Annotated in this window: 7 protein-coding genes and 1 pseudogene; 2 read left to right on the forward strand and 6 right to left on the reverse strand. The window is 70.4% G+C overall.

Going from position 1 to position 6,896, the window contains the following annotated elements; all coding sequences use genetic code 11:
* The 5 genes from E1264_RS38130 to E1264_RS38150 form a co-directional block, all read right to left on the reverse strand.
* A partial coding sequence (locus E1264_RS38130) for a sporulation protein (protein ID WP_165964593.1) occupies positions 1-821 on the reverse strand: 821 nt, incomplete at its 3' end.
* A 161-nt stretch (positions 822-982) separates the two neighbouring features.
* The gene (locus tag E1264_RS38135; RefSeq protein ID WP_132181694.1) at positions 983-2,344 is read right to left on the reverse strand and encodes a pitrilysin family protein; all 1,362 of its coding nucleotides are present in this window, start codon (positions 2,342-2,344) and stop codon (positions 983-985) included.
* On the reverse strand, positions 2,341-3,597 hold the full coding sequence (locus E1264_RS38140; protein WP_132181696.1) for a pitrilysin family protein: 1,257 nt from the start codon (positions 3,595-3,597) through the stop codon (positions 2,341-2,343). The genes E1264_RS38135 and E1264_RS38140 overlap by 4 nt, the downstream gene beginning before the upstream one ends.
* Positions 3,598-3,888: 291 nt before the next feature.
* Positions 3,889-4,245 (reverse strand): STAS domain-containing protein, encoded by a 357-nt coding sequence (locus E1264_RS38145; RefSeq protein WP_132181698.1) that lies wholly within the window; start codon positions 4,243-4,245, stop codon positions 3,889-3,891.
* A gap of 123 nt (positions 4,246-4,368) precedes the next feature.
* Entirely contained in the window at positions 4,369-4,986 is a 618-nt protein-coding gene (locus E1264_RS38150) for an ATP-binding protein (protein ID WP_132181700.1), read from the reverse strand.
* A gap of 227 nt (positions 4,987-5,213) precedes the next feature.
* Here E1264_RS38150 and E1264_RS38155 point away from each other — a divergent pair, with 227 nt between their 5' ends.
* Both E1264_RS38155 and E1264_RS38160 read left to right on the forward strand, forming a co-directional pair.
* Complete coding sequence (locus E1264_RS38155; protein WP_243711423.1) at positions 5,214-6,080, forward strand: helix-turn-helix transcriptional regulator; 867 nt, start codon at positions 5,214-5,216, stop codon at positions 6,078-6,080.
* Entirely contained in the window at positions 6,080-6,331 is a 252-nt protein-coding gene (locus E1264_RS38160; protein WP_132181704.1) for a DUF397 domain-containing protein, read from the forward strand. Before E1264_RS38155 ends, E1264_RS38160 begins: the two co-directional genes overlap by 1 nt.
* 201 nt (positions 6,332-6,532) lie before the next feature.
* Here E1264_RS38160 and E1264_RS44120 read toward each other — a convergent pair.
* Positions 6,533-6,896: pseudogene (locus tag E1264_RS44120) on the reverse strand (serine/threonine protein kinase); the annotation flags it as partial.

Genomic DNA, 6,896 nt, shown 5'->3' on the forward strand with positions numbered 1-6,896 from the left:
GAACGGCGAGTGGCCGCCGGGGGCGGTAGTGGTGCTTGGCCTGGGGGTGGTGTCGGGGCGCGGCGGGACGCGCGCGGGAGTGCGGCCGCGGCGTCCAGCCACTGGGTGATCTTGGCGTTCCAGTCGGTCTCGGCGGCTTCGGCGTGCGGGACCTGGAACACGCCGAACGACTCGTCGCGTGGGGTTTCGCGGTCTTCGGCGCGGAGGACGAAGGCCATGCTGCGGGGGCTGGCGACGAAGCTCAGGCCGACCTTGTCGATCCGGCCCGCGTACGAGGACGGGGGGTTGAGGTGGATCTCCTGGTGGAACGGGAGCTGTTGGGACACGCCTCGGAGCTTGGACTCCTCGAACGTGACGTTCGTGATCTGGAAGCCGAGCCGGGCGATCGCGGCGAGCACCCACTGCTGCGACTCCAGCGGCTCCACGGAGATCGGGTCGACGTCGCCGGGGTCGGGCTGCCCCTTCGCGTCGACCTCCGTGCACATCCCGATCGTGAAGCCGGGCAGCTCGTGGCCGAGGACGGTGGTGAACGGCAGCTCGTACGGCAGCGGGATGGAGAACGCCAGGTCGCGCGGTTGCGCGGCGTCCAGCCGGAAGCCGCGCGTGAGGGCGCCCCGGTACACCTCGGGGCCCGCCGTCTCGCCGCCGTAGCCGTTCTGCATGCGCGGCATCAGCGCCAGCGTCACGTGCCGGATCTCCACGGGCCCGGCTCCGCCGCGCAGGTGCACCTTGCCCGCCACGACGCCGCCGGGTTTGCAGTTCGGCTCCGACAGGATCGTGTCGACGGACGGCCCGCCGCCCGCCATCTGCCCGTAGGACACCGGCGTTCCCCTCTTCCGACCGCGGGGACGTTCCCCGCGTAAGTCAGCACGCGTTTCCCGGCACGAGTCCGGCCCAACGCACATGAGACCTAGTCCACCATGCCATCGGTTCGGGCCGGAAAGCGGATCTCCGGGTCTATTTCGTCACGCTGGTGCGGCCCTTATTCCTTGGCGGTGACCGTGACGGGGGCGTAGCCGAGCTTCTCCAGGGGTTCGCGGATCTGGGCGGCGTCGCCTACGGCGATGATGGTCAGCGCCTCGGGGTCGATGTGCTTGCGGTAGGCGTTGGCGACGCCGTCCGGGGTGGACGCGCGGACGGCGGCCAGGTAGGCGCTGGGGTAGTCGGCGCCCAGGCCGTTGGCGGACACGTCGGCGAGCTCGGCGGCGACGGCACGTGCCGTCTCGTACTCGGCGGGCGCCCGGTCGGCCAGCGCGCGTACGGACGAGCCGTGCTCCTCGGCGTCGATGCCGCGGCTCAGGATGCCGCGCAGCTCCGTCAGCGCGTCGGTGACGGCGTCGGCGGTGACCTCGGTGTGGACGGCGCCCTGCGCGATGAACAGGCCGCAGTGCCGGATGCGGAGCAGACCGGCCCGCATGCCGTAGGTGTAGCCCTTCTCCTCCCGCAGCACCGCGTTGAGCCGGGACGTCAGCCCGCCGCCGAGCACGTGCGACGCGACCATCAGGGACGGCCAGTCGTGGTGCGAGCGGTCGGGGACGCCGTGCCCGAAGCCGAGGTAGGTCTGCACCGAGCCGGGACGGTCGACGACGACGATCCGGGCGGCGGACTCCGGCAGGACCCGGTCGGCGGTGGGCAGCGGCTCGCCGGTGTTCGCCCAGCCCTCCAGAGCGGCTGTGAGGGCCGCGTCGGCGTCCACTCCCGACAGGTCACCGGCGACGACCGCGGTGGCCTCAGCGGGCACCACGGAGCCGTAGAAGCCGCGGACGTCGGCGCCCTGGAGCGCGCCGACCGAGGTGCGGCTGCCGCCGGTGGGCCGGGACGCCCTGGCCTCCGCCGGGAACATCACCGCGCGGAGCTCGCGCATGGCGCGGGCCCCGGGGTCGGCGTCCTCCTGCGCGATCTCTTCCAGGCGCTCGCGGACGAGGCGGCGGATGTCGGCGTCGTCCAGCGCGGGGCGCCGCACCACCGAGGAGAACAGCTCCATGGCCGCGTCGAGCCGCGTCACCGGGACGTCGAGCGCGATGCGCAGCGCGGTCAGGTCGGCGGAGGCGAACAGGCTGGCGCCGAGCCGCTCGAACGCGGCGGTCAGCGCGGTGCCGCCGCCGGGCTCGGTGCCCTCCAGCAGCGCGCGCGCCGCGAGCGTCGCGACGCCGTCGAGGTCGCCGGGCTCGCGGCCCGCGCCCGCGTGCAGGACGAGCCGGACCGCGGCGAGGCGGCGGCCGGGCAGGTCGCAGCGGAGCGTGCCGGGCCCGGCCGGGATGCGGCCCGCGTCGGCGGCCGGGAAGGCCCATGCCGGGACGGGCCCCGGAACGGGGCGGGGCTGCAGCTCCAGGCCGGTGGTCATGAGGCGCCTCCGTAGGTCAGGGCGGTGCGGCCGCCGGGCGTGAGCCAGCGGCCCGCCATCTCCTTGATCGCGTCCCCGGTGACGGCGGCGGCGCGGCCGGGGGCGGTGAAGACCCGGGCCGGGTCGTCGAACTGGGTGGCGTTCTGCGAGAGGGCGTTGGCGAGGCCCGTGACGGTCTCGGTCTGCTCCAGGAAGCTCCGCTCGGCCTGGGCGGTGGCGCGGGCGGACTCGTCGGCGTCGGGGCCGTCGGCGGCGAACCGTTCGAGCTCCTCGTCCAGCACGGCGGCGATCTTGTCGGGCTCGGGGCCGATCGCGTCGACGATCGCGAGGGACTGGCCGGACGCCAGCCGGGTCACCCCGGCCCACACCTCGGTGGCGATCTCGTCGCGCCGGACCATGCGGTCGTAGAGGCGGGAGCCGGAGCCGCCGCCGAGGATCTCGACGGCGAGCTCGGCGGCCTCGATGTCGTCGCCGCCGTCGGTGGGCAGCGTGAACATCGCGAAGTAGGCGGGGGACGGGACGTCCTCGTCGAGGGTCTCCTCGCGGATGCCGGTCAGCGGCCCGAGCTCACCGGGCCGCGACGGGGGCTTCTCGGGGCCGGCCGGGAGGCCGCCGAAGTAGCGCTCCACCGCGGTGAGGGTCTTCTCGGGGTCGACGTCTCCGACGACGGACAGGACGGCGTTGCCCGGCGCGTACCAGGTGGCGAAGAAGTCGGCGCAGTCTTCGAGGGTGGTGGCGTCGAGGTCTTCCATGGAGCCGATCGGCGTGTGCGCGTACGGGTGGCCCGAGGGGAACGTCAGCGCGCACAGCCGCTCGAACGCCGTCCCGTAGGGCTGGTTGTCGTAGCGCTGGCGGCGCTCGTTCTTCACCACGTCGCGCTGGTTGTCGAGGTTGGTCTGGGTGAGGGCGGCGGGGAGCGTGCCCATCCGGTCGGCCTCCAGCCAGAGCGCGAGGTCGAGATGGCTGACCGGGACCGTCTCGTAGTAGTTCGTGCGCTCGAACGACGTGCTGGCGTTGAACGCGGCGCCCGCGCTCTCCAGCAGCGCCGCGTGCTCGCCCTCGGCGACGTTCGCCGAGCCCTGGAACATCAGGTGCTCGAAGAGGTGGGCGAGCCCCGTCCGGCCTGCGCGTTCGTGCCGTGAGCCCACCCCGTACCAGATGTTCACGGCGGCCAGTGGTACGACGTGGTCTTCGCAGACCACCACGCGGAGGCCATTGCCGAGCGTGTGCTCATGCAGCGGCTGTTCTGCCACGGAGCGCTCCCGTCCGTTCGATGGGTCGGCTGGCGGACAGCACCGCGCGCGTCGGAGGGACGTGGCCCAGGCGGCGGGCTTGATCTCGGTCTTCACCGTACCGGGTACTCGCGACGGCGGGCGCGTCCGTGCGAACTGTGGATAACCGGTCGGAGTGAACCCGTCCAAATGCGGGCGAATCATGGCATGGGGCTGTGGGAGCGCGGCGCGAGCCTGCGGAAGCGCGGCACGAGCCTGCGAGAGCGCGAAGGGAGGTGGGAGGCAAGGCGGGATCAGGCGGGGAGGCGGTGTTCAGGACGACGAGGCCGACTCGTGGGCCGCGATGGCGTCCTCCAGGGAGCGGTGCAGTACGAAGATCTTGGTGAGCTGGGTGACGTGGAAGACGCGGCGTACCCGGTCGTTGACGCCCATGAAGGACATCGACCCATCGCGCGCGCGGAGCCGGTGGTAGATGCCGACCAGCACGCCGAGGCCCGTGGAGTCCAGGAAGGTGACCTCTCCCAGGTCGATGACCAGGTGCGCGCCGCCGTTGTCGATGATGCCGAGCAGTGCCTCCCGCAGGCGGGGGCTGGTGAAGACGTCGATCTCACCGCTGATCTTCACGACCGTGAGGCCCTTTTCGACGCGATGCTCGACGGCGAAGTCCACCGCTGCTCCTCTCTGCCGGTCGTTCCTCAGGGAGCCGGTCGTTTCTCTCGGGGGCCCGGTCGTTTCTGGGGGACCGGGCAGGGAACTCCTTTGTTACCCCTGCGGCGCGCCGTTACGCGCGTCTCAGGAGGTACGGAACAGTGCCCACACCACCTTTCCTTGTGGCAGAGCGCGCCATCCCCAACTGACACTGAACGACTCCACCAGGTGCAGGCCCCGTCCTGTTTCGGCGATGTAGTCGGGTTCCCTGCGGCGCGGCGCGGCGCGGCTCGCGTCCATGATTCCGCAGAGGAGCCACGGGTCCTCGTGGCTGAGCCGCAGCCTGATCGCCGACGGCGCGGAGCCGAGCGGATCGGCCGGGTCGTCGTACACGCCCTCGCGGTGCACGTCGTCGCCCGACCGGCCGCGGGACGTCCCGCCGCTGTGCCGCAGTGCGTTCGTGACGAGTTCGGAGACGACGAGCCCCACGTCGTCGGCCAGATCGGGCAGGTCCCATTCGGTGAGCTGCGACATGGCGAAATGGCGGGCCGCGGTGACCGACTCGGGGTCGGGCTCCACGGTGAACGAGACCGCCGGATCCTTCAGCTCGGTGAGGGCGGTGACGGCCGTGTCCAGGTTCTGGGGCAGGTCAGAGGACTCTGGGACGGGAGTCGACGGGGCGGCATGGCCGTGCGGATCGGCCCGTCCGCAGAGCGGACCGAACCCCCACCGCGTGTCGTCGTGCGCGTGGCGTGACGTCATTCCAACCGGACCCCGCAAAGTGATCTTGTTGTGCAGCCGTGGCTTGGAAGTCTCGTGCGTTATCCTGCGCATCGTAGCGTGCGAATGCAAGGCCCAATGCACGTGCATCTGCGTCGTGAGGGTGTGGGGCGGCGTGGACCGCACGCAAGTGATCGGAGGTAACCGCAGGACACAGAGGCCAGTGGCACACTAGGTTCGCTGTCCGCCGAATAGCCGGGAGGTTGGGCGTGACTCCAGAGACGCCGGGAAGCGGGTCGACGGTCCGCCGGATCCTGCTCGGGTCACAGCTTCGCCGTCTGCGTGAGCAGAAGGGCGTGACCCGTCAGGACGCCGGCTACGTCATCCGTGCGTCGGAGTCGAAGATCAGCCGCCTTGAGCTCGGACGAGTCAGCTTCAAAGAACGTGACGTGGACGACCTGCTCTCACTGTACGGCGTCAGCGACAAGACAGAACGCGAAGCGCTGCTGCAGTTGGCGCGGGAGGCCAACACCCCCGGTTGGTGGCACCGGTACAACGACGTGTTGCCCGGCTGGTTCCAGACCTACGTGGGCCTGGAGGAGTCGGCGGCGTTGATCCGCACGTATGAACTGCAGTTCGTCCCGGGACTGCTGCAGTCGGAGGGGTATGCGCGAGCGGTGATCCGCCTGGGCAACGCCGGGGCCGCGGAACATGAGATCGACCAGCGCGTGGAACTGCGCATGCAACGGCAGGGACGCCTGACAGGCCCGGAAGCTCCGCGCCTGTGGGCGGTGGTGGACGAAGGGGCGCTGAAGCGTCCCATCGGAGGCCCGGAGGTGATGAGGGGCCAGTTCGAACACCTCATCGAGATGTCCAAACTGCCCAACGTCACCATCCAGATCATGCCGTTCAGGTTCGGAGGCCACGCGGCCGAGGGAGGCGCGTTCACGATCCTGCGCTTTCCCGAGCAGGACCTGCCGGACGTGGTTTACGTCGAGAACCTCACCGGCGCTATGTACCTGGACAAGCGAGACGACGTCGACACCTATCTGCAGGCGATGGAACGCCTGTGCGTCGACAGTGCGACCCCGGAACGCACCGTCGAGCTTCTCGGTGATTTTCTCAGAGAGACATGATGCTCCAAACCGATTACGACAACGGGATGCCGGCCGCGGACCTGCAAGGGGCCCGGTGGCTGAAGTCCCGGCGAAGCAACTCCCAGGGGAACTGCGTCGAGATCGCTGAGCTGCCCGGTGGGCAGGTGGCGATGCGCAACTCTCGTCATCCCGAGGGCCCGGCCCTCATATACACCCGCCCCGAGATCGAAGCGCTCATCCTTGGTGCAAAGGACGGCGACTTCGACCATCTCATCGCCTCCCGTAACTGACACGTCCGAACCCGCCGAACGGCCGCCGCCCGATCACGCTACAGGGGGACGAGCTCTCACCTAGGGCGCGCGCCCTGGCGGTCAGTTGAAAACGGGACGGGTCGGCTCCGGGGAACCGAGCGTCGACCCGTCCGCCAACAGAGCAGAGGCCACCCCCAGGCGCGAGGGTGGCCTTTCCTTTTCCAGCGGCCTGCCGGTGGTTCAGCCGCAATTGCCGTAGGGGGCGGTGCGGCCATTGCCGCCGAAACGGACGCAGGCCCCGGGCGCCTTCACGTACACCGGGCCGGCGTACCAGGCGAACGAGCCGCTGTCGGCGATCGTGCTGCCGCCCTGCTTCTGGATCCAGACCGACACCGAGGATTTCGTCCCCACATTGCTGGTCTTCATCGTGACGGCGCAGTTATAGGTGGAGCTGTTATAAAGCAGATAGGCGGTGCCGCCGGAAACGCTCAACGATCGTTGGATGTAGTAGCCGCCGCCATGGCCGCCGCTGTTGCACACCTGCTGCGGGGTGTACTTGTTGGCCGGTTCCTTGGGCGTGGTTCCTCCGCCGCCCCCACCGCCG

This window comes from Actinomadura sp. KC216 (assembly GCF_004348535.1).
Classification (GTDB): domain Bacteria; phylum Actinomycetota; class Actinomycetes; order Streptosporangiales; family Streptosporangiaceae; genus Spirillospora.